This window comes from Synechococcus sp. Cu2B8-bc1011, assembly GCF_047302735.1.
Taxonomy (GTDB): Bacteria; Cyanobacteriota; Cyanobacteriia; order PCC-6307; family Cyanobiaceae; genus Synechococcus_C.
Map to the genome: position 1 here is coordinate 1,404,610 of NZ_CP138915.1, position 25,651 is coordinate 1,430,260.

28 protein-coding genes are annotated in these 25,651 nt (G+C 55.7%); 16 read left to right on the top strand and 12 right to left on the bottom strand.

Translation table 11 applies throughout. The features are described from left to right. Positions 1-142 precede the first annotated feature (142 nt). From SIC18_RS07390 to SIC18_RS07400, 3 genes are all read left to right on the top strand, one after another. Complete coding sequence (locus tag SIC18_RS07390) at positions 143-1,705, top strand: ABC transporter transmembrane domain-containing protein (protein WP_413429200.1); 1,563 nt, start codon at positions 143-145, stop codon at positions 1,703-1,705. Next, positions 1,705-3,828 carry an ATP-binding cassette domain-containing protein gene (locus tag SIC18_RS07395; protein ID WP_413429201.1) on the top strand — a complete coding sequence of 708 codons (2,124 nt, stop codon included), beginning with the start codon at positions 1,705-1,707 and terminating at the stop codon, positions 3,826-3,828. The genes SIC18_RS07390 and SIC18_RS07395 overlap by 1 nt, the downstream gene beginning before the upstream one ends. Positions 3,829-3,917: 89 nt before the next feature. Continuing rightward, positions 3,918-5,252: an HlyD family type I secretion periplasmic adaptor subunit gene (locus tag SIC18_RS07400; protein ID WP_413429203.1), complete on the top strand. Its 1,335-nt coding sequence runs from the start codon at positions 3,918-3,920 to the stop codon at positions 5,250-5,252. A gap of 235 nt (positions 5,253-5,487) precedes the next feature. Here the strand turns inward: SIC18_RS07400 and psbC are convergent, their stop codons facing one another. Together psbC and psbD are read right to left on the bottom strand one after the other, a co-directional pair. After that, the gene (gene psbC / locus SIC18_RS07405) at positions 5,488-6,876 is read right to left on the bottom strand and encodes a photosystem II reaction center protein CP43 (RefSeq protein ID WP_048346170.1); all 1,389 of its coding nucleotides are present in this window, start codon (positions 6,874-6,876) and stop codon (positions 5,488-5,490) included. Continuing rightward, positions 6,860-7,915, bottom strand: coding sequence for a photosystem II D2 protein (photosystem q(a) protein) (gene psbD, locus SIC18_RS07410; RefSeq protein WP_048347340.1), 1,056 nt, complete (start codon positions 7,913-7,915; stop codon positions 6,860-6,862). The genes psbC and psbD overlap by 17 nt, the downstream gene beginning before the upstream one ends. Before the next feature lie 219 nt (positions 7,916-8,134). Here psbD and SIC18_RS07415 point away from each other — a divergent pair, with 219 nt between their 5' ends. Together SIC18_RS07415 and SIC18_RS07420 are read left to right on the top strand one after the other, a co-directional pair. Beyond that, on the top strand, positions 8,135-8,671 hold the full coding sequence (locus SIC18_RS07415; RefSeq protein WP_048346172.1) for a photosystem I assembly protein Ycf4: 537 nt from the start codon (positions 8,135-8,137) through the stop codon (positions 8,669-8,671). 11 nt (positions 8,672-8,682) lie between these two features. Continuing rightward, positions 8,683-9,381 carry a peptidylprolyl isomerase gene (locus tag SIC18_RS07420; RefSeq protein WP_048346173.1) on the top strand — a complete coding sequence of 233 codons (699 nt, stop codon included), beginning with the start codon at positions 8,683-8,685 and terminating at the stop codon, positions 9,379-9,381. 9 nt (positions 9,382-9,390) lie between these two features. Here SIC18_RS07420 and ilvN read toward each other — a convergent pair whose 3' ends face one another. Then, positions 9,391-9,921, bottom strand: coding sequence for an acetolactate synthase small subunit (gene ilvN / locus SIC18_RS07425; protein ID WP_011618839.1), 531 nt, complete (start codon positions 9,919-9,921; stop codon positions 9,391-9,393). Next, entirely contained in the window at positions 9,918-10,898 is a 981-nt protein-coding gene (locus SIC18_RS07430; RefSeq protein WP_048346174.1) for an alpha/beta fold hydrolase, read from the bottom strand. Before SIC18_RS07430 ends, ilvN begins: the two co-directional genes overlap by 4 nt. A 37-nt stretch (positions 10,899-10,935) precedes the next feature. Between SIC18_RS07430 and SIC18_RS07435 the strand changes: the two genes are divergently transcribed. From SIC18_RS07435 to SIC18_RS07455, 5 genes are all read left to right on the top strand, one after another. After that, complete coding sequence (locus SIC18_RS07435; protein ID WP_413429204.1) at positions 10,936-12,117, top strand: N2,N2-dimethylguanosine tRNA methyltransferase; 1,182 nt, start codon at positions 10,936-10,938, stop codon at positions 12,115-12,117. A gap of 27 nt (positions 12,118-12,144) precedes the next feature. Beyond that, a complete protein-coding gene (gene petM, locus SIC18_RS07440) occupies positions 12,145-12,243 on the top strand; it encodes a cytochrome b6-f complex subunit PetM (protein WP_006852199.1) in 99 nt (32 codons plus the stop codon). A 55-nt stretch (positions 12,244-12,298) separates the two neighbouring features. Further along, positions 12,299-13,270, top strand: coding sequence for an NAD(P)H-binding protein (locus SIC18_RS07445; protein ID WP_413430522.1), 972 nt, complete (start codon positions 12,299-12,301; stop codon positions 13,268-13,270). Between the two features lie 63 nt (positions 13,271-13,333). Continuing rightward, positions 13,334-13,549, top strand: a complete 216-nt coding sequence (locus tag SIC18_RS07450) for a hypothetical protein (RefSeq protein WP_250395142.1) — start codon at positions 13,334-13,336, stop codon at positions 13,547-13,549. Positions 13,550-13,611: 62 nt separating this feature from the next. Beyond that, positions 13,612-14,397: a methyltransferase domain-containing protein gene (locus tag SIC18_RS07455; RefSeq protein ID WP_250395146.1), complete on the top strand. Its 786-nt coding sequence runs from the start codon at positions 13,612-13,614 to the stop codon at positions 14,395-14,397. Here the strand turns inward: SIC18_RS07455 and SIC18_RS07460 are convergent. Continuing rightward, positions 14,366-15,007, bottom strand: coding sequence for a pseudouridine synthase (locus SIC18_RS07460; protein WP_413429205.1), 642 nt, complete (start codon positions 15,005-15,007; stop codon positions 14,366-14,368). The genes SIC18_RS07455 and SIC18_RS07460 overlap by 32 nt on opposite strands. Beyond that, the gene (locus SIC18_RS07465) at positions 14,986-15,234 is read right to left on the bottom strand and encodes a Nif11-like leader peptide family natural product precursor (RefSeq protein ID WP_011618846.1); all 249 of its coding nucleotides are present in this window, start codon (positions 15,232-15,234) and stop codon (positions 14,986-14,988) included. The genes SIC18_RS07460 and SIC18_RS07465 overlap by 22 nt, the downstream gene beginning before the upstream one ends. 229 nt (positions 15,235-15,463) lie before the next feature. On the opposite strand from SIC18_RS07465, the gene infA reads away from it, so the two are divergent. Further along, positions 15,464-15,733, top strand: coding sequence for a translation initiation factor IF-1 (gene infA / locus SIC18_RS07470; protein ID WP_006041809.1), 270 nt, complete (start codon positions 15,464-15,466; stop codon positions 15,731-15,733). Position 15,734: 1 nt separating this feature from the next. On the opposite strand, the gene trxB is transcribed toward infA, so the two are convergent. The 3 genes from trxB to SIC18_RS07485 all read right to left on the bottom strand — a co-directional run bounded on the left by trxB (position 15,735) and on the right by SIC18_RS07485 (position 18,945). Continuing rightward, a complete protein-coding gene (trxB, locus tag SIC18_RS07475; RefSeq protein ID WP_413429206.1) occupies positions 15,735-17,099 on the bottom strand; it encodes a thioredoxin-disulfide reductase in 1,365 nt (454 codons plus the stop codon). Between the two features lie 127 nt (positions 17,100-17,226). Next, on the bottom strand, positions 17,227-17,475 hold the full coding sequence (locus SIC18_RS07480; RefSeq protein WP_011618848.1) for a hypothetical protein: 249 nt from the start codon (positions 17,473-17,475) through the stop codon (positions 17,227-17,229). A gap of 96 nt (positions 17,476-17,571) precedes the next feature. Beyond that, positions 17,572-18,945 (bottom strand): DEAD/DEAH box helicase, encoded by a 1,374-nt coding sequence (locus tag SIC18_RS07485; protein ID WP_371190337.1) that lies wholly within the window; start codon positions 18,943-18,945, stop codon positions 17,572-17,574. Between the two features lie 184 nt (positions 18,946-19,129). Between SIC18_RS07485 and SIC18_RS07490 the strand changes: the two genes are divergently transcribed. Next, the gene (locus SIC18_RS07490; protein ID WP_245407270.1) at positions 19,130-19,306 is read left to right on the top strand and encodes a hypothetical protein; all 177 of its coding nucleotides are present in this window, start codon (positions 19,130-19,132) and stop codon (positions 19,304-19,306) included. 19 nt (positions 19,307-19,325) lie between these two features. Here SIC18_RS07490 and SIC18_RS07495 read toward each other — a convergent pair whose 3' ends face one another. Beyond that, the gene (locus SIC18_RS07495; protein ID WP_250395138.1) at positions 19,326-19,916 is read right to left on the bottom strand and encodes an EF-1 guanine nucleotide exchange domain-containing protein; all 591 of its coding nucleotides are present in this window, start codon (positions 19,914-19,916) and stop codon (positions 19,326-19,328) included. A gap of 120 nt (positions 19,917-20,036) precedes the next feature. Between SIC18_RS07495 and SIC18_RS07500 the strand changes: the two genes are divergently transcribed. The 4 genes from SIC18_RS07500 to SIC18_RS07515 are packed head-to-tail and all read left to right on the top strand — an operon-like array spanning position 20,037 to position 24,037. Further along, the gene (locus SIC18_RS07500) at positions 20,037-21,176 is read left to right on the top strand and encodes an NAD(P) transhydrogenase subunit alpha (RefSeq protein ID WP_413429207.1); all 1,140 of its coding nucleotides are present in this window, start codon (positions 20,037-20,039) and stop codon (positions 21,174-21,176) included. Continuing rightward, complete coding sequence (locus tag SIC18_RS07505) at positions 21,176-21,520, top strand: NAD(P) transhydrogenase subunit alpha (protein ID WP_371190319.1); 345 nt, start codon at positions 21,176-21,178, stop codon at positions 21,518-21,520. The genes SIC18_RS07500 and SIC18_RS07505 overlap by 1 nt, the downstream gene beginning before the upstream one ends. Then, a complete protein-coding gene (locus SIC18_RS07510) occupies positions 21,520-22,941 on the top strand; it encodes an NAD(P)(+) transhydrogenase (Re/Si-specific) subunit beta (protein ID WP_413429208.1) in 1,422 nt (473 codons plus the stop codon). The genes SIC18_RS07505 and SIC18_RS07510 overlap by 1 nt, the downstream gene beginning before the upstream one ends. A 7-nt stretch (positions 22,942-22,948) precedes the next feature. Beyond that, entirely contained in the window at positions 22,949-24,037 is a 1,089-nt protein-coding gene (locus tag SIC18_RS07515) for a YheT family hydrolase (protein WP_413429209.1), read from the top strand. Here SIC18_RS07515 and SIC18_RS07520 read toward each other — a convergent pair. Both SIC18_RS07520 and SIC18_RS07525 read right to left on the bottom strand, forming a co-directional pair. Then, complete coding sequence (locus SIC18_RS07520; protein WP_048346182.1) at positions 24,030-24,365, bottom strand: (2Fe-2S) ferredoxin domain-containing protein; 336 nt, start codon at positions 24,363-24,365, stop codon at positions 24,030-24,032. The genes SIC18_RS07515 and SIC18_RS07520 overlap by 8 nt on opposite strands. After that, the gene (locus SIC18_RS07525) at positions 24,362-25,615 is read right to left on the bottom strand and encodes a 1-deoxy-D-xylulose-5-phosphate reductoisomerase (protein ID WP_048346183.1); all 1,254 of its coding nucleotides are present in this window, start codon (positions 25,613-25,615) and stop codon (positions 24,362-24,364) included. Before SIC18_RS07525 ends, SIC18_RS07520 begins: the two co-directional genes overlap by 4 nt. Between the last annotated feature and the right edge of the window lie 36 nt (positions 25,616-25,651).

The window sequence follows — 25,651 nt, forward strand, 5'->3', positions numbered from 1 at the left end:
AAGATTTTTTTAAAATTTCTTGCTGGGTTCTGGGTTGATGGCCATTATTGGTTAATACTTTTACAAGTATTAATTGTTGAATGCTAAGCAGGTGCTCAATTCTTTTTTGATGCAGACTTTGCCTGCCTCTTTGATTTCATCATTGCGTTCTCGTGATGTTCGGATTTTGGTTGCCGCGTCGGTTTCAATTAACTTGATTGTTTTAGCTATTCCGCTCTATATCAATCGTATTTACACCTCTGTCGTCCCTCAGCAGGCAAGCGAAAGTCTTGCTGCCATCACTCTTCTGTTGGCTGCTGTTCTACTTCTTGATGTTGTCCTCAAAGTGTTGCGTGCCTGGGTGGTGACCTGGCTTGCGGCATCGACGGAGCATCGTTTGCGAATGTCTGCTGTGCGGTCTGTGCTGGGAAGTGATTCGACCGCCGTACGCTCACAACCCCTTAAAGCCAGGTTGGCTCAATTACGCAGTCCCACAGTGCTTCGCAACCAGTTTGAGCAGCAATGGCTTGTGCGCTACGTGGACGTTCCTTTTTCGTTGGTCTACTTGGTAGTGCTCGGTTGGATTGGCGGCTGGTTGGTCATTCCCCCACTCGCACTAGCCCCATTCTTTGTGATATTCGCTCGCCAGGCAGCTTCTGATGTGGTCAGTAGCACGCGAGAACATCACCATTTGGAAGTCAATCGTAATCAGATGGTTGTCAACGGACTTGGGCTTTCACCCACGATCAAGACGCTCAATTTGGAGGGGTTTTTGATTCGTCGTCTTGAACCTTTGCAGGAAGCTTTGAGTCGCAGAAGTTATGAACAGGAATCTGCCACGGCGCGACTTCAGAACCTTTCCACTTTGTTTGCTCAACTCAATCAACTCCTCATCGTGAGTATGGGGGGATGGCTGGTCATTCAGCAAGATCTGTCCACGGGTGCTTTGGCGGCCTGTACTTTGTTGAGTGGTCAGGTTGCAGCGCCACTGGGCAAACTTTTTGCTGCTGATGGTCAGAAAGCCAATCTCGATCAGGCCACCTCTGATTATCAGCAACTGATCAATCTTCCTCAGGAGCAAAATCTTCTTATAGGAGCTGATGAAACGCCTTTAAACACAACGTTGGCGTTTTGTGGACAGCATTTGCAGCCTGGAGCGATCATGATTCTTTTGGGTGGCAGTCCTGGGCAGTCAACGGCTTTGCTTGATGCGATCCAAGTTGCTGATGATGATCCTGCCTTCGGTTTCGAATTTGGAAGACAATCGCTTTCCGCCTTCCGTAAAACATGGCTGAGAAGAAGCTTGGCTCGATTGAAATCGGCACCCGATCCTTTTCGCGGCACGTTGATGGACTCGCTCACTGGATTTGAAGCCAATACCCGTTCCGCCGATGCTGTTGCCTTATGTCAGCAGCATGGTGTTTCGTCTCTGATTCAGGCATTGCCCAGGGGGTACAACACCATCATTAGTGAAAGTCAGGATTATCCACTTTCTCTTGGGTTGCGATTTCGGATCAGTGTGATTCAGGCCTTGCTGAACAATCCTTCCGTGTTGCTTTTGGATGGAACGTTCCCTCAGCTCACTCCTGATTGTTTGAGTTGGTTTCTTGATTTAAAGGTCTCTTGTTCACGCCTGATTGCGTTGCAACGGGAGACTCCTGGACTGCCCGGAGACATTCAATATCTTCGTTGGAACGCTGATCAACTCGAAGAGGTGGTGTTGTGATGTCGAGGGATATCTTGTTTGAAAAGCTTGCTCAAAGTGAATCTCCATCGGCGAGGCTGTTGCCAGAGCTTCTTGATGCCCTTGCATGGTCTGGTGAATCCGTTCAGCTTCGCAATGCGCTTAGCGGTAGTCCTCTGAGCATGGACGGCGTTGATCTTCTGAATACGCTTGCGAATCTGGGATTCCGCTGGGATGTGCGTCGCTTCCGCGGAGCACTGACGCCTGAACGTCTTCCTCCCCTCGACTTTCCTGTGCTCATTCGTTCGCAGTTAGGTAAAACGTTTCAGTTGATCGAAAATGAACAGGACCTCCGTAAGGCTTTGCCGAGTCTGCGTCGCCTGTTCGTTTATAGCTTTCGGTTTGAGCCGCAGAGGTTGGCTGAGCAACGTCAATGGTTTCAAGCGCTTGTGCTCCGCTTTCGAGGCAGCATTGCTGAGCTTTATGTGATGAGTCTGTTGATCGCTCTTCTTACCTTAGTTCTTCCCTTTTATATACGAGCTGTATACAACATCGAGATTCCTGGTAATCAGTTTAGCGATCTGTTGGGGCTTGTTCCTTTCGCACTGCTCGGTGTTGTGCTTCAGGTTTGGTTGACAAATCGACGTCAAGTTCGGCTTGCGGATCTTGGTGCTGAATTAGATATCACCATCAGCATCAGAGTCCTTGAAAAGTTGATGTTGTTGCGATTACCACAGCTCGAACGTTACACACCTCTCTCGCTTGCGAGTCGGTTACGCAGTTTTCAAGGACTTCGTTCATATCTCACAGGACCGTTGGCCCAGGCAGCTTTAGATCTTCCTTTCATTGTGATTTATCTGATTGCCATAGCTGTAATGAGTGTCCCCTTAATGCTGCTCACCTTGGTTATGGTGCTTATTTGTTTTGGTGGAGTTTATTTAGTAGGTAGTATTGCTCGCTCTGTTCAGCAACCTTTAAGTCGTAATCCTTCTAATCTTGAACCATTGCTCCTCGATCTTCTTGATCATTACGAGCGAATTAAGCGTACTGGGATGGAACGCATCTGGCATGCGCGAATTGAACGGGCATCGTCAGAAACTGCCATACAAGGTTTAGCGCCTATGCGCTTGCAACAGCTCCTAGCAATTCTTACGGGTGAGTTTTCTCAGCTCACAGGTGCACTTGTGCTTGCGACCGGTGCAGGAATTGCAATTGCAGGCGGAAGTGGTATCGAACTGGGCACAATGATTGCCGCCATGTTTTTTGTTTGGAGGGTATTTCGGCCGATTCAGATGGGCTATCAGGCTTTAAGTCGCTGGTCTCAAGTCAAGCCAACGCTCGAACAACTCAATCGTTTCATGGCATCGTCTGATGTTGAACCCAGTACTTCAGTGACCCAACCCTGGATCCTTCCGATGCCGCGAGGCCAAATTGAATTTTGCAATGTTACTTTGCGCCTTAATGCGTTGCAGGAGCCTTCTCTGTCTCAAGTGAATCTGAAGATCAAACCTGGCAATCTTGTTGTGCTAAATGGCCCAGAGGGTTCAGGTACGTCTTCGCTTCTTAGATTGCTTGATGGGCAAATTCAACCTGGAAGTGGTGTGATTCGATTTGATGGAACTGATTCACGTCAGTTCCCATTGATGCAGTTGCGGCATGCAATTGATTTCCTTTCGGATCGTCCGGGAGTGTTCTCTGCGACGTTGCGTGAAAATATGCGATTGGCTGATCCATTTGCTGATGATTCTTTGATTGTTAATTGCCTTGAAATAATGGGTCTTGAAGATTTGATCGAAGGATCAGGATTGGATCGTCCAATTGCAATGCACGGCGTCAATGCCTTAGCTTTACATCAGCTGCAAGCTGTGGCGATTGCTCGAATGTTGATCAAGGATCATTCCATCTTTCTTCTTGATCATCCTTTTCGCTTGCTCGATAACAAAGGCACCGATTCGCTTCTTCGTCTTTTTCAGAAGCGTCGTGGGCTGGTTACCACAATTGTTGTTTCTGATGAGCCTCGTCTATTGGAAATGGCTGATCAGATCATTTTGATGAAGGCTGGCACTGTCAGTTTTTCTGGAACTCCTAAGGATCTGATGTCTGCCAAGCAAAAAGCATCGATGCAGCAAGCTGCGATGGCTGGAGGTTCATCACCAAGCAATTGATGAGACATTGACTGCGAATCTCCAAGTCCCAACCACCATCTTCTTTTTTCACATTGTCGAGTCCCTCACACCAGCCTCCTTCTTCAAAAATGACTGATCCATTGGTTAAGGCGGAAGCTTCTCTATGGCAGATGCAGGCAGAGGAAACTGATCAAGCCTTTGGTCATGGAAGACGGGCAGAAGCGTTGTCTCTTGAATCTGGACAAGTTCCTCCGAACTTGTCCAGATGGCTGCTTGGTGCGACTGCGGTCATGGCTGGTTCGGTATTGGTTTCTGCATTGGTGCCAATTCAGAATTATGTAGTGGCTTCTGGTGAAATTGAACCGGCGGGAGAGATCCAGAAGGTGCAGCATCTTGAGGGTGGACTCATCCGGGATCAGTTGGTTGAGGAAGGAGAGAAAGTTCGTCGTGGTGATGTGTTGCTCACACTCAGTGAAGGACAGATTGGTTCACAGCAGCAGCAAACTGCGACACGCATCACTAATTTGACGCTGGAACAACGTGAGCTGCGTAAAGCTCTTGGACAGGAGGCCCTGAATCTTGACCTTCCCACTCCTTCCTCGCCATCTGCGGAAGTGGAAAGGGCCTTTGCGGATCTTCTCGAACAAAAAGGATTAGACATTCAGCGTCAAATCAAGATTGGTGATCAGCGCCTTAAAACGCTTCAGGCGAAACGCAAGGAATATCTTGATGAAGTTGCACTATTGAAGGAGCAGACGAACTCCTATGCGTTTCTCGAAAATGCTGGGGCTATTTCGCATAACGACGTGCTTGAAGCGGAACGTAGGATTGCATCAACTGAAACAATGCTTGCAGAGCTTGATGGCACTATTTTAGAAACTCAGACGCAAAGATTTGAGCTCCGTTCCAAGTTGCGGACTGACATTCTCGAGCAGTTGGCTGATGTTACTAGTGAAAAGGCTGAGTTGCAAAGTGTTCTTGGTGAGCAACTTGATGAGGTCCGGAGATTGCAAGTCCGTTCTCCTGTTGATGGAATTGTTAAGTCATACACTGTTAAAACTATTGGTGGAGTGATTGCGCCTGGAAGTGTTGTTGCAGAAGTTGTGCCTCTAGGTGATCAACTTGAGGGGTTTTTGCGTGTTAAACCCTCAGATATTGGAAATGTCCAAAGAGGACAAAGGGCTGAGCTTAAGGTTTTGGCCTATGACTACAGCCGCTATGGAACGATTTCTGGTGTGGTTAGATCTATTTCTGCAGGTACTTTCCAGGATGAAAAAACTGGGGAACCTTATTACAAAGTTCGCGCTTCTTTGTCTCGCGATTATGCCGGTCAGAATGAAGGGAGAAATTTACTGGTGCCTGGCATGACGCTTACCGCTGATATCCTTACGGATCGTACTAATTTGCTCATGTATTTGCTTGGTCCTATTCGTCGTGGATTTGGTGACGCGATGCAACAATAGTTCGTTGATATGGATCAATGTTGGCAATCTGTAGGTTCTAGAAAGTCTCTTAAATATTTTTCTTTTGTGTTTGGTGCTCAATGATTGATCAGGATTGATTTTGGCGGATTCCGTCGTAGTCGTTTTGATTTCTACGTTGTTTGTTCATTTGAGCCGCTCTCCTTTGCCATTTGGGTTTCTCATTAAAAAAACCCTCGCCGCAAGGCGAGGGTTGCTGAGCCAGATCAATGAATGATCAGTCGAGGTCAGGCATTGCCAAAGTTGGTTCTGCTTGACGATCGATTCCTTTTTCGAAACCAGCAGCGGCTGCGCGGGCGCGGCCTGCGTGCCAGAGGTGACCCACCAAGAAGAAGAAGGCGAGCACAAACTGGGCTGCACCCAGCCACTGGCGAAGGTTCACGAAGTTCACCGAGTTGGGCTCGGTGATGATGCCTCCAACAGAGTTGAGTGAGGCATTAGGAGCGTGAGTCATGTATTCAGCTGCGCGGCGAACCTGCCAAGGCTGAATATCGTTTTGGAGTTTGTCGAGACTGAGTCCATTCGGACCACGCAGGGGCTCGAGCCAGGGACCTCGGAAGTCCCAGAAACGCATGGTTTCACCACCAAAGATGATTTCTCCGGTGGGGGAGCGCATCAGGTACTTACCAAGACCGGTGGGGCCCATGGCCGAACCGATGTTGGCGCCCATGCGTTGGTCACGCACAAGGAAGGTGAAGCTCTGTGCTTGAGAGGCTTCAGCGTTGGTTGGTCCCCAGAACTCTGAGGGATAGGCGGTGTTGTTGAACCAGATAAAGGCTGAACAAATGAAGCTCATGAAGCTGAGAGCTCCAAGGCTGTAGCTCAGATAAGCCTCACCATTCCAGATGAAGGCGCGTCGCACCCAGCCGAAGGGCTTGGTGATGACATGCCAGATGCCACCGAAGATGCAGGTCAAGCCAAGCCAGATGTGGCCACCGATGATGTCCTCCATGGAGTTCACACCGATGATCCAGCCTTCGCCCCCAAACGGAGCTCGGAACAAATAACCAAAGATCACACCTGGATCAAGAGTTGGATTCGTGATCAAACGAACATCTCCACCACCTGGGGCCCAGGTGTCGTAGACGCCGCCAAAGAACATGGCCTTAAAGACCAAAAGCAGGCAGCCAACGCCAAGAAGGATCAGGTGATAACCGATGATGTTGGTCATCTGGTTTTTGTCGCGCCAATCCTGGGAGAAGAAGGTGGAGTAATTCTCCAGAATCTCGGGACCGCGCAATGCGTGGTACAGCCCGCCTAGGCCGAGCACGGCAGAACTGATGAGGTGCAGAACACCCACCACGAAGAAGGGGAAGAGATCAGTGACCTCACCGCCAGGACCAACGCCATAGCCGAGCGTGGCGACGTGGGGCATGCAAATGACACCCTGCTCATACATCGGCTTGTCGAAGGTGAAGTGACTCACCTCAAACAGAATCATCGCTCCAGCCCAGAACACCATCAGACCAGCGTGGGCCACGTGGGCACCTAGCAGTCGGCCAGATAGGTTGATGAGACGAGCATTACCGGACCACCAGGCATAGCCGGTGGAGTCGAGGTCTTTACCGCCAGTGGCGATAAGACCGGAATTAAAGGGCGTTTCCACGGGGCAGAACCTCTTCAGGGAAGACGAAGTTTTCGTGCGGCTGGTCAGCCGGTGCCATCCAGGCACGCAGACCTTCATTCAGAAGAATGTTCTTCGTGTAGAAGGTTTCAAATTCAGGATCCTCTGCTGCGCGAATTTCCTGTGACACGAAGTCATAGGCACGCAAGTTGAGGGCAAGGCCGACGATGCCGATGGCACTGGTCCACAAGCCCATCACTGGCACAAACAGCATGAAGAAGTGCAGCCAACGCTTGTTGGAGAACGCAATTCCGAAGATTTGGCTCCAGAAACGGTTGGCGGTGACCATCGAATAGGTCTCTTCTTCCTGGGTGGGTTCAAACGCCTTAAAGGTGTTCGACTGTTCACCATCCTCAAACAGGGTGTTTTCCACCGTTGCACCGTGAATGGCGCAAAGCAGTGCACCGCCAAGAATGCCTGCCACTCCCATCATGTGGAAGGGGTTCAGGGTCCAGTTATGGAAGCCCTGGAGGAACAACAGGAAGCGGAAAATTGCAGCCACACCAAAGGAGGGCGCAAAGAACCAGCTGCTCTGTCCCAAGGGGTACATCAGGAACACGCTGACGAACACCGCAATCGGACCTGAGAAGGCGATGGCGTTGTAGGGACGAATGCCGACGAGACGAGCAATTTCGAACTGACGCAGCATGAAGCCGATCAATGCGAAGGCGCCGTGGAGAGCCACGAAAGCCCAGAGGCCTCCGAGCTGGCACCAGCGGACAAAATCACCCTGGGCTTCTGGGCCCCAGAGCAAGAGAAGGCTGTGACCCATCGCATCAGCGGGGGTGGACACAGCAGCAGTGAGAAAGTTGCAACCCTCGAGGTACGACGACGCGATGCCGTGGGTGTACCAGGAAGTTACGAAGGTGGTTCCCGTTAACCAGCCACCAATGGAGAGGTAGGCCGTGGGAAGGAGGAGAATGCCGGACCAGCCGACAAACACAAATCGGTCGCGCTTGAGCCAGTCATCGAGGACGTCGAACCATCCCCGCTGCGGCATGCGACCTGCAGCGATCGTCATGAGTTGAACGGTGCGGTTAACCCGCAAGCATTGGGTTCCGGCTGACCTTAACAATGTTGTTGGCTAGTTCGGGGCTGAGATGGCTCAGCTGAAACCCGTTGTATCGGAAAGCATCTTCTGGGTTTCTTTAGATTTGATTCTTCGTTTCGTGGCAATGCTTTGTATTGGGCGCATCCCATTGGCTTTGCAGTCCAAACTGTTCTCTGATTTCTGGCTTTGATGGCCGCTGACCTGCTCGAGCAACCCGTCCTCGGTTCACGCCGGCTTTCAAACATTCTTGTTGCCCTAGGGGTGACGATTGGCGGTATTGGGTTTTTGTTTGCTTCCCTGTCCAGCTATCTGGGTAGGGATCTCCTTCCCTTGGGCCATCCCGCTGGCTTGGTGTTTGTTCCCCAAGGCCTTGTGATGGGCTTGTACAGCCTGGCGGCAGCCCTTCTTGCCACCTATCTCTGGGCCGTGATCACGATCAACGTGGGCTCGGGTAGTAATCGTTTTGACCGCTCCGCTGGTGTGGTGACGATCTCCAGGCGTGGATTTCGTCAGCCGATCAGCGTGGAAATTCCCATCAAGGACATTCAAGCGGTGAAAGTTGAGGTGAGAGATGGTTTCAACACGCGACGCCGTGTTTCTCTTCGCGTTCGCGGAAGACGAGACATGCCCCTCACCCGTGTTGGCGAACCCCTCCCTCTGGCCCAGTTGGAACAGGACGGAGCCGAGTTGGCGCGTTTCTTGGGTGTGAATCTCGAAGGCCTTTGATGTTCTCTTTTATGCAGCGCTCAATTCTGCGGACGCTTTTATCCCTTGCCGTCTGCTTGCCGCTTCTTGTTGGTTGCTCTCAGTCCAATACTGCGTCAACGGCTTCCGTCCCTTCGGGCTGCAGCCAGGCCAGTAGTCCCTGTCTTCAAGGGAAGGCCGAGGTTGAGCTCACGACCACCCGCGGAGTGGTCAAGCTTGAACTCGATGGTGACGCGGCCCCCGTTACGGCCGGGAATTTTGTGGATCTTGTTAAAAGAGGTGTGTATGACGGCACCGTGTTCCACAGGGTGATTCGTGAGCCGGTGCCCTTTGTGGTGCAAGGCGGTGACCCTGCATCTAGCGACCCCAGCACGTTGAAGTCTCAATACGGCCAGGGAAGCTTTATCGATCCAGATCGTGGGCAGGCGAGATTCATTCCCCTTGAGCTGTCGTATCAAGGCGAAGATCAGCCGCGTTATAGCCGCCAGAGCACCAATCCCAGCGATCTGCAGCAGCTCAAGCTGAGTCATGAGCGTGGAGCCCTTGCGATGGCTCGCTCCCAATCACCTGATTCGGCCAGTGCCCAGTTTTATATCGCCCTGAAACCGCTCCCAGAGTTGGATGGCCGTTACGCCGTTTTCGGTCGTGTGACCGATGGCTTGGATGTCGTGGATGCGATTGAACAGGACGACACGTTGCTCAAGGCGAAGCTGCTCACCCCAGGCCTTTGAAAGCTGCCATCAAGCGGGCACACGCCCGCCGCTGATGGCGGCTTTCAGTAATTCGGTGTTGACACCTGAAGCGCGTTCCAGGGCCACTTTCCCGGTGCGGGCGATTTCTAGGATTCCGTAGGGAGCCATGAGGCGTTCTAGGGCTACCAATTTGCCCGGATCTCCCACTACTTCAAGGGTTAGAGCGTCATCGGCAACGTCCACCACTTTGGCGCGGAAGACCTGCACCAATTCAAGAATGGCGCTGCGTTGTTCCGCCGGTGCTGAAACCTTCATCAGCATGAGCTCCCTCTCCACCGCAGGCAGTTGTGAGAGATCGAGCACCTGGAGCACATTCACCAGCTTGTCGAGCTGCTTGCTCATTTGCTGCAGGGTGTGTTCGTCGCCTTCCACCACCATGGTGAGCCGCGACTGGCCGTTGGTTTCAGCTGGACCTACCGCAAGGCTGTCGATGTTGAAGCCGCGTCGAGCGAAGAGGCCGGCGATGCGGCTCAGAGCGCCGGATTCGTCCTCCACCAGGACGGACAGGGTGTGCTTCATGCCCGGTGCTGTGATTCCAGCGCGCTTGTTCTTCCTAAATTAAGGTCCAGCCAGTACAAAAGCTCTCGATGGAAGTGTTCGGGGCTTTCATCGTGGGGGCAATGCCCACTGCCATCGAGCACGCGGAGCTTTAGCCAGGAATGTTGTTGATGGAGTTTTTCGCCGATCATCAAGGGCACAAATCGGTCCTGCTTGCCCCAGAGAAGCAGGAGGGGGATGGGCCGATCTAACTCGGCTAACCGCTCCAGCAGCGCCGGTGCTGTGGCTTCCCGGGGGCGTAAGGCCATGCCAATGCTCATGGCACGGAGGCTGCGAGCGGCGGTACGGCGACGGGCTGGGCTTGCAATCAGCTGATGCAATTCCCGGTCTGAGCGGATGGAACGCGAATAGGCACCTTGAAGGCCCAAGCGCAGCAGGGGGGTGCGGCTGATCAAGGGAACGAGAAGTTCGAGGGGAAGCAGTCGGCAGAGCAACTGCACGGTGACTGTCCGTAATCGGCGACGGCGGCGGGATTGCCGTTTTGGCAACGGCTGCATGAGGGCGGGATCGGGCAATGGTGCCGCAACCACTGCTGTGACCCATTCAGGACGAAAGGCCGCGGTGGTGAGCGCGGTCAGGCCGCCCAGGGAGTTGCCAACCAACACTGCTGGTTGTTGAACCACCTGCTCCAGAAATGCTGCTAATTGCCGAGCCCAAAGACGGTTGTCCAAGCGGATCTGGGAATGAAGGCCCGGTTGTTCGGAGCGGCCGAAGCCGATCAAATCAAGGCCATACACCCGATATCCAGCTTTTGTGAGTGGAGCTGCGTTGTGACGCCAATGGCTGCTGCTGGCACCAAACCCATGCAGCAAAACCATCGGAGGAGCTTGGGGATCCCCGAGTACGCGCCAGTGACAGCGGTAGCCCTGCCAGGTCCATACCGCACTTTCGCCCCAATCGGCACCGTTCGAGGCAGGCTGGAGAGCGGTTGCGTGCACACGCCTGACGGAGTTGAACGGTCACTATCGCGAAGGGATGGCATCTGTGCGGCCCGGGGGTGGTTTCTTTCGCCCCGACTCCAGACCGGCGAGAGATCTCTCTGTGTTGTTGGCTGCCTCAACCTTGGAGGGCGCTTCCAGGGATCAACCCCTGCGCTGGCTGGACCTCATGGCTGGTTGCGGGATCCGATCTCTTCGCTGGGGACTGGAGGGGAGGGGGGCGTCCCAGCACCCCGTGGAGCTCTGGGTGAATGACGCGGATCAAGAGCGTGGGCCCCTGCTAGCCGCCAATCTCGAACCGTTGCAATCCTGTGCTGGGGTGGTGCTCACCCAGAGCCATCAGGCGGCGGAGCGGCTCCTGCGTGAGGCCTATTTGGAGCATCGTTTTTTTGATCTGATCGATCTCGACCCTTTTGGATGCCCGAATGTGTTGCTCCAATCCACACTCCAGGCGATGCGGTTTGGAGGCGTGCTGTTGCTTGCGAGCACCGACGGTCGCTCACCGACGGGGCATGACCGGTTTGCGGCTGTGCGTCGGTTTGGTGCAGCGGCTCGTGCGCACCCTTCGAGTTGGGAGCTGGCTCTGCGCCTTCAATTAGCTGCCTTAGCCCGTGAAGCTTGGCTGCTGGGACGAGGTCTAGAGCCCTTGTTTTGTTTTAGCGATGGCCGCACCTTCCGTGTTGCGGTGCGCATGCGTCAGCGGATCCGTTCGGGTGAAGAGCAGCAGCTGGGGTTTTTGGCCCGTTGTGACCGCTGCGGTGACCAGGCGGTGCAAGCGATGTTGGACCTGCAGGGTTGGAGACCCTGCACCTGTACCGATGGCTGCGGACGTTGGGCGGTGAGTGGTCCGCTCTGGATTGGTCCGCTGCAGGATGTTGGCCAGATCAACGGCCTCTTGGAGATCAGTGACCAGTTGGATGCAGCTTCGAGCACGGGGTTAAGCGAGGGGCAAGACCGAACCCTTGCCCCTCGCAGCAGGAGGATTCTGGAGGGGTTGATGGCGGATCCTGGTCAACCGGCCTGTTGCTGGTCGACGGGTGAATTATCCCGACGACTTCAGCTCAAAGGCCCCCCTGCGATCGAGCCCTTGGTTGCAGTGCTTCGGGCCTCCGGTTACAGCGCGTCGGTGAGTGGAGTCATGGCTGGGCAGGTGCGAACCAATGCGCCTCTCGGCATCTTGTTGCGACGATGCGCCGAATTTGGCGGGAAAGATCGTTAAATAGATGTTGATTGTGAATCCCGTTTCATGGCTTCGGAAATTTTCGGAATTGCTGTCGTGTTCTGGGTGTTGATTCCCGTGGGCCTAGCTGGTGGTGCCTTGCTTTTGAAACTCCAAGGCGACTGATAGGCGCACCCGGACTTTGGGCCCTTTAGGCTCCTCGCTTGGAATGACTGACCCGATGCAGGTTCTGGTGGTTGGTGGGACAGGAACGCTTGGTCGTCAAATCGCAAAACAAGCGATTGATGCTGGCCACAAAGTGCGTTGCGTAGTGCGCTCACCTCGTAAAGCAGCCTTCTTACAGGAGTGGGGCTGTGAGCTCACTCGCGGTGACCTTCTTGAGCCGGCCAGCCTGGATTACGCACTCGATGGCATGGATGCGGTTATCGATGCCGCCACGAGTCGTCCAACCGATCCCAAGAGCATTTACGTCACCGATTGGGACGGCAAGCTCAACTTGCTCAGGGCTTGTGAGCGTGCCGATGTGAAACGCTTCGTGTTTCTCTCCCTCTTGGATGCCTCAAAGCACCGCGATGTTCCGCTGATGGACATCAAACACTGCACTGAGCGGCTGCTGGAGGAGTCGGATCTGGATTACACGATCCTGCAAGGAGCGGCGTTCATGCAGGGCGTGATCAGTCAGTTCTCCATCCCCATTTTGGAAAGTCAGACGGTGTGGGTGAGTGGAAGTCCAACCCGCATCGCCTACATGAACACGCAAGACATGGCTCGTTTCGCGGTCGCGGCCGTGGATCGCCCAGAGACGATTCGTTGCTCGTATCCCGTGGTGGGACCGAAAGCCTGGAACACCGGAGAAGTGATTCAACTCTGTGAGCTGGCTAGCTCCAAGTCGGCAAGGGTGTTTCGCGTTCCAGGGAGCCTGCTGAATTTGATGCAGGGGATCTGCTCATTTTTCGAACCCGCTGTCAACGTGGCTGAGCGTCTGGCGTTTGCTGAGGTCACGGGTGGAGGCGGATCTCTTGACGCTCCAATGGAGGCTAGTTATCGCGCCTTTGGCCTGGATCCCAGTGAAACGACGCAGTTGGAGACCTACATCCGCGAGTACTACGACACGATCTTGAAACGCCTCAGAGACATGGAGGCCGATCTAGACAAGGACGCCAAAAAAAGCTGCCTTTTTAACCCCCCTTGACGGCGTGAGTGGTGTATTTGTACTATTTGCTCGCTAGTATTTGCACATTTCTGGATCATTCTCATGTCTGCCGCCCAAGTCAAAAACCTTCAGAGACGGCTCGACAATCTTGCTCGAGAAGCGGAAACGGAGCTCAACCGTGCTTGTGGGCATGAGCTCTGGCAAAGCGTTGGTTTCGATGCGTTTGATGGGATGGAGGATATCGATCGCCGCGCTAGCGCCAATTACTACTACGGGCAATGGCAAACCGTTCGTGAGCTTCAGGACGTCCTGAGCTAGGGACTGGCTCTCTTAAGGGCTTGAGCTCTGTTCAAAATGGGGGTAATCAAACGCTGTTGCCGATGTCGTCTTGCTGCGGTCCTAATCCCTCTTCATTCGATCAAACGCAGGCGGTGGAGGACCGTTATGGAGCGGCTGCCTCGGAACAAGAAGCCTGTCTCTGCACTCCAGTGGCGTTTGATCCCTCGTTGTTGAAGCCCCTCCCCCAGGCTGTGGTGGAGAGGGATTACGGCTGTGGTGATCCCACTCGTTGGGTGCGCTCTGGAGATACTGTTTTGGACCTCGGTAGTGGAAGCGGAAAGAACGCCTTTATTTGTGCTCAGGTGGTTGGGGCGACAGGCCAAGTGATTGGTGTGGACCGCAATACGGAGATGTTGGCCCTTTCTCGCTCTGCTGCACCCGTGGTGGCAGAGCGGATTGGTTACGCCAATGTTTGCTTTCTCGAGGGTGCGATCGAGGCGCTTGATGCCACCGATGCCACGGGAGCGCCTCTGGTGGCTGATTCCAGCATTGATCTGGTGCTCAGCAATTGCGTGCTGAATCTGGTGAACCCTTCCGCCCGGGAGAGGTTGTTGCAGAACATTCGGCGCGTCCTTCGGCCTGCGGGGCGCGTAGCGATCAGCGATATTGTTTGCGATCGCCCGGTGCCGATGGCTCTTCAGCAGGACGCCGAGCTTTGGAGTGGCTGCATCAGTGGGGCCTGGTTGGAGGAGGCTTTTTTGGAGGATTTCCGAGCGCTGGGGCTTGAGCAGGTTCAGTACGCCGAGCGTTCTGCCACTCCCTGGCGGATTGTTGAAGGAATCGAATTTCGCGCGGTCACGCTGACCGGTGCGCTGCCGAACGGTTAAGCAGCCGCTTGAGGCGTTGATCTTCCGAGCGGCTGACCTCGCGCCACATTCCTGGACTGAGGCCATTGAGGCTCAGGGTTGTCTCTCCATCCATTAAGTCGATGGAGTGACGAATCAGCCTCAGGGTGGGGAGGCCCACCGCTGCGGTCATGCGACGCACTTGGCGGTTGCGTCCCTCACGAAGTTCAAGACATAGCCAGGAGGTTGGAATCGAACGACGTTCTCGAATCGGTGGATTGCGATCGCCAATTGTTTGTCTTTCTTGATCGGCTAAGACCCTCGCTTTCGCAGGCCTGGTTCGGCGCCCTTGAATCATCACTCCCCGCTGAAGTTGATTCAATTGGCTGTTATTCGCGCAGCCCTCCACCTGGACCCAATACTGTCGCCAGTGGCCAAATCGAGGATCGGTGAGGCGTTGCTGCAGCCGGCCGTTGTCGGTGAGCAACAGCAACCCTTCACTGTCGGCGTCGAGGCGGCCAGCAGCGTAAACATTTGGGATTGGGACCCACTCAGCTAGGCATCCCCAGCGGCTCTGCAGTTCAGGTGTGAACTGACTCAGAACCCCATAGGGCTTGTGCAGCAGAAGGATCAGTTGTGTGCTCCAAAGCAAAGCAAAAGTGCTTCGCCCCAGCTGGACGCGTTGTTGAGATGGTCATCGTGAAGATGCTTCATCTTCTCTGCTTGCATCTTCATGAGTGTGGCTTGGTTGAAGACGTGCCCTTGTTCAGAAGCAAGATTCACAACGTGAGCTGGTGTGGGTGCCTGGCGTACCTGCTCCCGTAGCTGAGAATCGGATTGAACCAGGGATGTGAAAGCAATCAGAGCTGATTCAGACACAAAAACACTTCAGAACTTGCCAACAAGCTAATTCGCATTCTGACGGTTACGCCAGAGATTCACAGCGCCGATAGAAATCAGCAACAGGCCCAGGTCGAGGGTGAGCGGGGGGAGCATCAAATGGCTTGAAGTAGCGGAGACGACCTTAAACAGACTCACGGGGCAATGGTGGAAAAGCGTTGAAGGTGGCCTCCTAAACTGGCATCAATGACGACGTTGACCTTGGCGCATGATTGAGACCTCGGGTGTGATTGAAAAAGAGCAGGGCAACGGGTTCTACCTCGTGACCCTGGAGCAGCCCGCTGGTCACCAGTGCCTGTGCCGCGCCGCCGGAAAGCTCACAAAATTCCGAATCAAACTGCTGGCAGGTGACAAGGTTCTGGTGGAAATCAGTCCCTATGACCTGACCCGTGGTCGGATCACTTACCGCGAGCGCAATGCGGGTGCACCGGGTGGGCGTCCAGGTGGTAACCGTCCTGGTGGCCCACGCCGCCGTTAAGTCACTGGGCGTTGAGAAGGGCCTCGATCGCACCCTTGAATTCACTGCGCTGTTTCACTCCGCGCCACTGCTGTTGCAGCGACTTGTCATAAAACAGCTGGACCGTTGGTGTGCCGTTGACGCCAGCCTGTTCTGCAATCTCTTGATCGGCTTCGATGTCAATTTCGACGCCCTGAGCCTGACCATTCAGTTCTGAGAGCACCCGCTTCAGCTGTGGCTTCAGCACATGACAGGGGCCGCAGCTTGGGGAGCTGTAAATCACGAGCAGGGGTTTCTTGCTGTCGTGATAGAGCTTGCGGAGGGCATAACTTCCTTTTTGCCATTCAGCATTGGCGTCGTAGCTGGCTTCCGTTGTTGCTTCTAAGGCTTGTGGCGCACTGGCTTTTTGCGGCTCAACCGCCTCACGACTCACAAGCGTGGCCAAGTCGTGATGGCTTAACCAGCGTTCTGCGGCAAGGGCCGCTTGGCAGCCACTGCCTGCAGCCGTAATCCCTTGTCGCCATTCCGCATCGGCGACGTCGCCTGCTGCAAACACACCTTCCAGGGAAGTCTCTGGTCTGCCGGGTTGGGTGACGAGATAACCGCTGCGATCACAATCCAGTTGGCCTTTCAACAGTTCGGTGTTGGGCGTGTGGCCAATGGCATAAAACATTCCACGCACGGCCAATGTTTCCTCGTTGCCACTGTCTCGATTGCGAAGTCGTAGGCCGTTCATCCAGTCCGTTCCTTCAACGTCCACCACCTCGGTGTTCCAGTGGACCGTGATTTGGGGATTGGCTTCAACCCGGTCAGCCATGGCTGCACTGGCTCGCAAGCGGTCCGAGCGAACCAACAGGTGCACATGACTGCCGTACTTGGTGAGATATACCGCTTCTTCGCAAGCGGAATCTCCGCCTCCAACCACCGCCAATTCCTCCTTGCGGAACTGGGGAGTTGCGCCATCGCAAATGGCGCAAGCACTAATTCCCTTGCTCCAGAAGCGTTCTTCGCTGGGTAAGCCCAAGCGGTTGGCGCTCGCGCCAGTGGCGATGATGATCGATTGGGTTTGGATCGTCTTGCCGTCGGCCTGAATGAGGTAAGGACGCTGGCTCAAGTCGATCAGGTCAGCATCGGCTTCGAGAAGATGAGTGCCCCAGCGCTCCGCCTGAGCTTTCATGAGATCCATCAGATCGGGGCCTAGGACCCCATCAGGAAAGCCGGGAAAATTTTCAACATGCGTGGTGGTCATCAGTTGACCGCCCGGGATCCCGCCGCGCTGAAATCCCGTGATAAGGAGCGGATTGAGGTTGGCTCTTGCCGCGTAAATGGCTGCCGTGTACCCAGCTGGGCCGGATCCGACGATCACTAGGTTCTCGCTCGCGCCCATGGCTTATGCGTATTGAGTATGAGTTGAATCTAAAGGGGCTCTCTGAGCGGTCGCTTTGTTTTTAATGAGAAACGCTGTGCAATTTCCGGGAGAATATGTGTCGCAAAAGCAAGATTTAATAATTTATTTAGATTTCAACCGAATCCTCGGCCCCTTCTTCGAGGTCGAAACCTTGTCGTTTCTCTGAAATTTGCCCCACGCTCATCACGGATTCAGCAAAGAGTTCCGGACTTTCCCCGATACATGTGATCCATTCCCTGAATTCTTGAGTCAATGCGTAGCTGTCCTCATAGCGCTCAGCGCTGTCTAGGGCATTGATTCTGGTTGTTGCCCAGCAGGTGGCAACACTGACTCGGCGTTCAAGTGCTGCGTCCATGACTGACTCCCTGATAGAGACCACATTGCCTGTTGGAGGACCAACATCGTGTGTGATTTCGCACAACGTCGCATTTTTTTTTCTGCGGAGAAGTTTTCATTGATGCAAAAAATTGGGTAATTCGGGGGTTCTGAGGCGAATCACGGCACCAGCTCCGTCATTAACGGCCTCCAAGGGAAGGCTGGGACCTCTCCATGCGCCCGACTGCAGCGGGTCATCGGAATCTGCTTCCTGTTGTTGGGCTTGAATCCGATAGGGCTCTGAGAGAGACCAGCTGCGCGCGTAGCTCATCAGCAATGGGTCCGCAGGAGCAAACACATAAGAAGGGTCTCGAGGCACCGTTTCAGTGGCTGCCCTGGCGCTGCACATCCGAACAGCGCGGGTGATGCCCTGCACGAAGCGACTGCGGGTGACGACTGTTGTGAGATAGGCGACAACGCGCAACCTTGGGGCGTCGAAGCCTTCGGCGCACATGTCGATGCTGACGAGCCAGTCGGCACCACCCTCTTGAAAGCTGCTGAGTCGTTGGGCGGCCTCTGGATCTTGCGAATGCACCAGGTCCACCCGATCACCCTGCTCCCTCAGCAGGGAGCTGATCGATCGGGCGTGAGCAATGTCTTTGGCAATCACGAGACCGCCAGCACTCGGGTGCTGTTCACGCACCTGCTCCAGTTTGCGTCTGGCCCTGATCAAGAGTTGCTGAGCAATGCTGCTGCTATCGGAGAGACGGATCGCCCTGCGCAAATTGCGTGCTCTCCAGCTTTCACGCATCTCCTCAGAGAGAGGCGAGACGTCGCGATCAGGCTTCCCAGCACGATTGTGCTCCACCCAACCGTCTTGGAAGCGAAATTCCAGCGGTCGTACGTCACCAGCGGCAATCAGCTCTCGGGGCTCAACGCAGAGGTCAGGACTGATCTGCTCCACCAGTTGTTCCCCCTCCTGGATTCGGATCCGTCTCGCGGCACAAAAGGCGAGATTGTCGGCTCGAAAGGGGGTCCCTGTGAGCCCCAGCCTGAGTCGGGCCTGGCTGCTCAGCTCTAAGAAGGTGCGTCCCCAGACCGGACCATCCGGCTCATCCGGATCTACGCCCAGGTGATGCGCTTCATCCGCAATCGCTAAAAGCTGATCACCAGCCCATGGCTCGAGCGCCTGTTTGAGCCCGTCGAGCTGACTCGCTGCCCCTTGGTAGGTGACGAGCCAACCATCGGCGTGCTGGAGATTTTGGCTCTGGATGTTGGGTGTCGATTCATTCCAGTGCTCAAGGCGTAACCCCACCCGTTCGGCTGCTGTGCGCCATTGGTTGAGGATCGATGTGCGGTGACACATCACCAAAAAGCATTTCAACCTCCCCTCTTGCTGCATGGCTTGAAATCCGAGCAGGGCCCCCAGGGTTTTGCCCGCACCTGGTCCTGCATGGATCAGCACGTCGCGCCCGTGGCTTGCGTCTGGATCCAGGCGTCTGCGCAGCAGCTGAACCAGTTGCTGTTGCCACTGACGCGGTTGGATCCTGGCTCCTGGGCCGTCTCCTGCGAGCTGAAACGAAGGACGTGCGATCGGTCAGCCGCAAAAGTTAGGTCTTTCTAACCATTCCATCCGTGGATGCCACCCTTAGCTTCCAGCCAACAGCTCTTGGGGTTTCCGGCCCCCTGCCGCCATGGCCAAAAGCCGTCCTCGTTACCCATCCAATCCTGATCAGCGCCAACGGCTTGAGCAGTGTTGGCCCCTTGAATGCGATATCGATCCGTTGATTCTGCGGCTGCGTTGGTTGCAGCACCAGAGGCAATGGCCCCTGGTGCAGGCGGTTGAGCAAGAGCTTTTGCCGCTCTTTTAGCCGGGATCGAGATCTATGGCTAAAGGGATTCGCTGTGGTTATAGAGCAAGCGCTCTACTTCCATGAACCCCTCTTCTGCAGCGGTTTGCGCCCGTTGCGCATCGCCGTCAGCCGCACTGGTGAGTTGGCTGACAATGCGCTGCAACATGGCCGTTTTCTGGTCTTGAAGCATGGTCAGAATTTCGTCTTCGATCAGCTGACGCACGGCGTTGCTACGCAGATGATCGTCTGACGCTTCTTCAAAGGTTCCCTGGACGAGTTCTTGAATGAACAAACGGTGAACTTCGCTGCTGCGCAGGAAGCTTTCGGTGGCGTTGATCATTCCGTCAACCAGAGTCCGATCCGGCTCGGCCTCTGTGTCGGACTGTTTGTCTTGCAATTTGAATTCCCAATCCAGGTGGCGTCGTTGCCAGCCCGCTGCGTGCAGGCTGGGCATCACCGATTGAGAGAACGTGTCCACGGACATTTCGTAGACCCGTTCTGCGAGTCGCTCGCACCATTCCCGGCCGTGTTCGGCAAGAAGTTCTTCCATGGTGCGGCGATTCACGGCATGCCCGCCGTGATGGCTGTGGCAAACGCCATCGGGACATTCGATTGCGGAGAGACCCATACGCCTAAAGACAGAATCCCCTGACTAGCCACAGCTGCTTCACTAAGTCAGCTTCTACAGAAAAGATGCGTTTCGGGAGCCACGACCTCGTAATCTCGACTGGGTGGCGGCACAACGAACTTGCCCAGACTCCTTATCCCGATTGAAAGCGCAGCGGCTGAAACCCGTGTGGCTGCTTCACCCGAGACCCTTAAAAAATTCATTGCCCTCGGCTGCTCCGTAGCCGTCGAGCGTGGTGCCGGAGTGTCCTCCGGTTTTCTTGACGAGACCTACGCCAGTGCTGGAGCCGATTTGGTTGCTCCAGGAGAGCCGCAAGCCTGGGGTCAGGCCGACGTTTTGCTGTGTGTTCAAAGCCCTGGTCCGGCATCGCTCGGTCGCTTGCGCCGGGGTGCCCTGGTGGTGGGGATGTTGTCCCCCTATGGCAATCACGAGCTAGGGGAAGCCTTGAAGGGATGTGGTCTTTCAGCCATGGCCCTTGAGCTCCTGCCCCGGATCAGTCGTGCCCAGTCCGCTGATGTGCTCTCGTCTCAGGCCAACATCGCTGGCTACAAGGCTGTGTTGCTTGGCGCTGCGGCCTTGGATCGCTATTTCCCGATGCTGATGACCGCAGCAGGCACCGTGCAGCCCGCCAGGGTTGTGGTGTTGGGTGCTGGTGTTGCAGGTCTTCAGGCCGTGGCCACTGCTCGCCGTTTGGGGGCAGTGGTGTACGTGAGCGACATTCGCCCTGCCGTGAAAGAGCAGGTGGAGTCGCTGGGAGCCCGTTTCATCGATCCCCCGGAGATGGATGACAAGCCAGCGGAATCGGGTGGTTACGCCAAGCAAGCCTCAGACGCGTTTCTGGCCGCGCAGCGACAACAGCTATCTGACCAACTAGCCCAGGCTGATGTGGCAATTTGTACAGCCCAAGTTCCTGGCAGGCGAGCCCCACGCTTAATCAGTGAGGACATGCTTGATCGCATGCGCCCTGGATCGGTGGTGGTTGATCTGGCCGTTGCTCAAGGAGGTAACTGTGCCGACACCGTTCCGTCCCAAACGGTGCACCGCAAAGGCGTGAAGCTGATTGGTGCGAACGAACTTCCTTGCAGCGTTCCGAATCACGCCAGCGCGTTGTACGCCCGCAATCTGTTGGCTTTACTGCAGCCCACCCTTCAAGACGGCCAGCTCACCCTCGACAACGAAGACGAGCTGATTGCCGGATGCCTGATCAGTCAGGACGGCACCATCTGCCGCGGAGACGTTCTCACCCCAGGAGCCAACTGATGGATTCTCTTTTACTCATGGGTGCGGCCACTGCCTCCCAAACCCCACCTCTGGTGAATGCTCTCTGGGTCCTGCTGCTCGGAAGCCTGCTTGGCTTCGAACTGATCGGCAAGGTCCCCCCAACGCTTCACACGCCATTGATGAGTGGTGCCAATGCCATCTCCGGGATCACGATGCTGGCCGCTCTTACCGCGATCATCAAAGCTGATGGAAGTACCCCTCTCCTGGTTCTCGGCTCGGTCTCTCTTGGTTTCGCTCTTTTCAACGTGATTGGTGGCTTCTTGGTCACTGACCGCATGCTCGCCATGTTCAGCCGCAAGCCCGCCCGCAAGGAGAACAGCTGATGGAGTTCCTGAACTACGCCATCGATCTCGTCGCCGTTCTGCTGCTGGCACTCGGCATCAAAGGTCTTTCCAAGGTGCGTTCCGCACGGAGTGCCAATCAGCTCGCCGCTGTTGCCATGGCCCTCGCTGTCATTGGTCTTCTGATCAGTTATGTGGGCTTCCCAAGCTTCGATGGACAGGCCTGGGCCTGGATCATCGCCGGCACTGTTGTGGGTGGAGTCCTGGGTGCGATCACGGCGCAGAGGGTTCCCATGACCTCCATGCCCGAAACTGTGGCGCTGTTCAACGGCTGCGGCGGCATGTCATCGCTGTTGGTGGCCCTGGCTGCTGCACTGTTCCCCGGCACGCTCGATGACGGCACGCTCGTCGCGGTGGTGTCGATTGTGATCTCGGTCTTCGTTGGCTCGATCACCTTCACAGGCTCGATCGTGGCGATGGCCAAGCTGCAGGGCTGGCTCTCAACGCCTCCCTGGATGCAGAGCAAGATCCGCCACCTTGTGAACATCGCTCTGGCCGTTGTTTGTCTTGTGGCTGCGATCAAGTTGATCGCTTCCGACGGCAGCAGTCAGGCCGCGCTGTGGTTGCTGGTGATCGCCTCCGGCCTTCTGGGCATCGGCGTCACCCTGCCGATCGGTGGAGCGGATATGCCAGTGGTGATCTCTCTTCTGAATAGCTATTCCGGTGTGGCTGCCGCTGCTGCCGGTTTCGTTGTGGGCAGTCAGCTGCTGATCGTGGCTGGCGCGATGGTGGGCGCTGCCGGTTTGATCCTCACCCAGGTGATGTGCAACGGCATGAATCGCTCGCTGGTGTCGGTGCTGTTTGGCGGAGCTCTTGGCGCTTCATCCACAGCCTCCGGTGGTGGTGGCGAATACACCAACATCACCAGTTGCAGTGTTGAGGAGTGCGCCCTCACCCTTGAAGCGGCAGAACGCGTGATCATTGTTCCCGGCTATGGCCTGGCTGTGGCCCAGGCCCAGCACACGTTGCGAGAGGTAACCCGCTCCTTGGAGGCGGCTGGGATTGAGGTGGCCTATGCGATTCACCCTGTGGCGGGCCGCATGCCCGGTCACATGAATGTCCTTCTGGCTGAGGCCGATGTGCCTTACGAGCAGCTCAAGGAGATGGATGTGATCAATCCTGAGTTCCCTGCTACCGATGTGGTGCTTGTGTTGGGTGCCAATGATGTGGTGAATCCCCAGGCCAAGACCGACCCCAATTCGCCGCTTTATGGGATGCCTGTGTTGGATGTTCAGCAGGCCCAGACTGTGTTTGTGGTGAAGCGCGGCATGAGTGCTGGTTATTCCGGCATCAAAAATGACCTGTTTGAACTCGGCAACACCTCCATGGTGTTTGGCGATGCCAAGAAGGTGCTTGGAGATCTGCTGGGAGAACTCAAGGAGTTAGGCGTCGGTAAGAAATGATGCGCCTGTGAGCTGGCCTGATCTAAACCCAGAACCCCAGCTGCTGAAGCAACTGGGGGTTGCTCCCTTTCGGCAGCGTTTTCCCTGGTGGGGGGGCGACCTTCAGACCTTGAGGGATACGCTCCGACCCGTGGATTTGCCGATCGATCAGGGTCAACCCCTGGAGATCGAAGTACCTGCTTTGAGCAGCGGTGCCGCGGGCTCTGGAGCCCTGCTGGCTTTCTTGGAGTGTCCACCAGCTCCGAAGGCGCTGGTGGTTGTCTTGCACGGACTCGGGGGCTCGAGTCGACGGGAAGGCCTGCGCAGGCTTGGTATTGCCCTGTTTGAGGCTGGATATGCGGTGCTGCGCCTCAACATGCGTGGTGCCGATCCTGGCCGACATCTTGCGGGTGGCACCTATGCCGCCCAATGCAACACCGACCTTCTCCCTGTGTTGCAGCGGGCGCGACAGCTCTGCAGCACCCTGACCACAGAAGGGACGCCACTGCCGTTGTTTGGCGCTGGCCTTTCCCTCGGCGGAACCATGCTGCTGAATGCGTGCCTTTCAACGCCAGCTGAGCGCATTGCCGCCGGCCTCGACCCAGCACACCAGCCTCTGGATGGATTGTTCTGTGCCAGCAGTCCCTTGGATCTGGCTGCCTGCAGTGCATCGATTGAACGTCCTCGCAATCGTGTTTACCAACGCTGGTTGCTGCAGCGCCTCGTGCGTCAGACGCTCGCCGATCCCTTTGGCGTGAGTGATCTGGATCTTGGACAACTGAGTGGTGCTGAGCGACCACGCACCATTCGTGACTTCGATAGCACCGTCACCGCTCCGCGATGGGGATTTGCGGACGTGGATGCTTACTACCGGGAGGCTTCACCGCTCCAGCATTTGATCCAATCACCCCAGAAATTGCCGCCCACTCTGTTGCTACAGGCTCTGGATGATCCATGGGTGCCTGCTCGGGCGGCCTTAGACCTGAGGGAGGCTGTCTCTACGGATCAGCCCATTCAATTGATCTTCACCCGCGAAGGCGGTCACAACGGATTTCATGGACGGGCCGGCTGTTGGGCCGATGCGCTTGCTGCATCTTGGTTGCAAACGCTCAAGTGAATGGGCTGGTTTTCAGGACCCACTCTTCGATCGGTTGTCCTTGGATGATGTGTCGCTGAAGAATGCTGCTGATGCGTTCTGGCGTGACACCTCTGTACCAGGTGCCATCGGGCCAGACCAACAAGATTGGGCCTTGCTCACAGATGCGTAAGCAATCGACTTTGCTGCGCAGAACGATTCCTGCGGCCCTGCTGGGATTCTCAAGGTCCAATTCACGCACCTGCCGCTTGAGAGCATCCCAGCTCGCGGCACCGATCTCTGGATCACAGCACTTGGCTTTCGTGGCTGTGGCGCAGAGCAAAAGGTGATGGCTAATCCGCTGGCTCATGCAGCCATCGATGCCCTGCTCAAGCGCGTCGTGCCTCGTTTCACGTGCTCGCGCACAGCCTGGCGTGCCCACTGATCAACCGCCAACACATCATCAAGACTGGGGTTGGCGGCAAGATCAGGTTTGTGTTGTTCACAGGCTGCCTCAATCATCTTGGGAATGTCGAGAAAGTGAATCTTTTCCTCGAGGAATTGGGCCACGGCCTCTTCATTGGCCGCGTTGAGCACAGCAGGCATGGTGCCGCCGGCACGCCCTGCGGCGTAGGCCAGATCCATGCAGGGATATTTGGCTGGATCCGGTGCGCGGAAACTCAATTGCCCCACTTCGGTGAGATCGAGCCTTCGCCACGGGGTCTCCAGCCTTGAAGGCCAACTCATGCAATAGAGGATCGGCAGTTTCATGTCGGGCCAGCCGAGCTGGGCGAGGACCGAGGAATCAGCAAGTTCCACCATCGAATGGATGATGCTTTGAGGATGAATCACGATCTCGATGTGGTCGTAATCCAGTCCAAATAGATAGTGAGCCTCAATCACCTCTAAGCCCTTATTCATCAATGAGGCTGAATCCACTGTGATTTTTTGTCCCATGCTCCAGTTGGGATGGGAGGTGGCATCGGCCACCGTTGCTTTTTCGAGATCAGCGGCTGACCAATCGCGAAAGGCACCACCAGAGGCGGTGAGTTGAATACGGCGCAGGCCAGGGGTTGGAACCCCGGTGGAGAGACGGGCGGTATCGCTCCAAGGTGTTCCTTGCAGGCACTGGAAGATGGCGGAGTGTTCCGAGTCGGCAGGAAGCAGTCGACTGCCGCTTTTCTTCAGCTCAGGTAGGACCACCGGCCCTGCGGCAATCAGTGTTTCCTTGTTGGCCAGGGCCAGGTCTTTTCCTGCGCGAATCGCCGCCAGGGTGGGCAATAAACCCGCGCAGCCCACGATTCCTGTGACAACGAGATCCGCTGAACCCCAGGACGCCACCACATCAAGGCCTTCCGGTCCACCCACCAAGTGCGGCAAGGGCTCAGGGCGTGTTTCGGCAGGCAGGGCGATCAGTCTGTCTTTGAGCTCAGTCAGTAGCGCTGGATCCGCTAAGGCCACAACATCAGGGCGGTGCCTCTGGATTTGGGACACGAGCAGGCTGAGATTGCGTCCAGCGCTGAGGGCCACTACGCGGAATTGATCGGGGAAATCCTCAACGATCTCCAGCGTCTGGGTGCCAATTGAGCCAGTGGAGCCCAGAACGCTGATGGCTTTCACAGGGATCCAGGCAATTGGTCACAGTTTCCCACCTCA